This is a genomic window from Nocardiopsis lucentensis DSM 44048, from assembly GCF_000341125.1.
In the GTDB taxonomy this organism is placed as follows: domain Bacteria; phylum Actinomycetota; class Actinomycetes; order Streptosporangiales; family Streptosporangiaceae; genus Nocardiopsis; species Nocardiopsis lucentensis.
The window spans coordinates 1-1,221 of the sequence record NZ_ANBC01000868.1; the positions used below are offsets into that span (position 1 = coordinate 1).

The 1,221-nt window shown below is 75.7% G+C and carries 1 protein-coding gene; it reads left to right on the forward strand.

The features are described 5' to 3' along the window. On the forward strand, positions 1–1,221 hold a 1,221-nt coding region (locus tag D471_RS0130000; RefSeq protein WP_017602031.1), incomplete at both ends, for a DUF5682 family protein.

A 1,221-nucleotide genomic window follows, 5' to 3' on the forward strand; every position in this document is an offset into this window, starting at 1 on the left:
GTACGCGGTCTCCGCCGACGTCCCGGTGCGCTTTTGCGACCTGCCCGCCGCCCACACGCTGGCCGACCGGGTCGCCCGTGCCGAGGCGCGGGCCGCACAGGAGAAGGAGCGGGAGTCCGGGGGAGGGCGGGACGCCGACGGCCCGCCCTGGGGCGAGGACTCGGACGGCCCGCCCGCGGGGGACGAGGACGCGTCCACCGGGCCGACGGCGGCCGGGGACGACCGCGTTCGGGTCGACCCGCTCGGGGTGCTCGCCGAGGCCGCCGGGTACGACGACGCCGAACGCTGGTGGGACGACGTCGTCGAGCAGCGCCGTGACGGAGAGCCCTCCCCGTTCCCCGCGATCGCCGACGCCATGGCCGCGGTCCGCGCCGAGGCCGGTCCGGAGACGGGCCGGGACGCGCGCCGCGAGGCGTACATGCGCCAGACCCTGCGCGCGGTCCTGAGGCAGGGGCACGAACGCGTGGCGGTCGTGTGCGGCGCCTGGCACGCGCCCGCCCTGCGCGACGTCGCCGACTACCCGATCAAGGACGACACCGCCCTGCTCAAGGGCCTGCCCAAGGCGAAGGTCACCGCCACCTGGGTGCCGTGGACGCACGGACGCCTGGCCGCCGCCAGCGGTTACGGGGCCGGTGTGACCGCTCCCGGCTGGTACCACCACCTGTTCACCGCACCCGACCGGCCGGTGCACCGGTGGCTGGCCGACGCCGCGCGGCTGCTCCGCGAGGAGGGGCAGCACGTGTCCTCATCACACGTCATCGAGGGGGTGCGGCTGGCCGAGAGCCTCGCCGTCCTGCGCGGGCGGCCGCTCGCCGGGCTCGACGAGATGTCCGAGGCGCTCACCGCCGTGCTGTGCGAGGGCGAACCGACCCGGGCCGCGCTGGTCCACGGGAGGATGTCGGTCGGCGAGCGTATGGGGTCGGTGCCGCCGTCGACCCCGATGGTGCCGTTGCAGCGCGACCTGATGGCGGCGCAGAAGCGGTTGCGGCTCAAGCCCGAGCCGTTCGACCGCGACCTCGACCTGGACCTGCGCAAGGACAGCCAGCGCGAACGCGGGGTGCTGCTGCACCGGCTGCGGCTGCTCGGGGTCGAGTGGGGCGTGCCGCGCACGCCCGACCGCGGGCGGAGGGGGACGTTCAACGAGTCGTGGCGGATCCGGTGGGAACCGGACATGGACGTCGCGCTCATCGAGGCCAGCCAGTGGGGGACCACGGTGGAGTC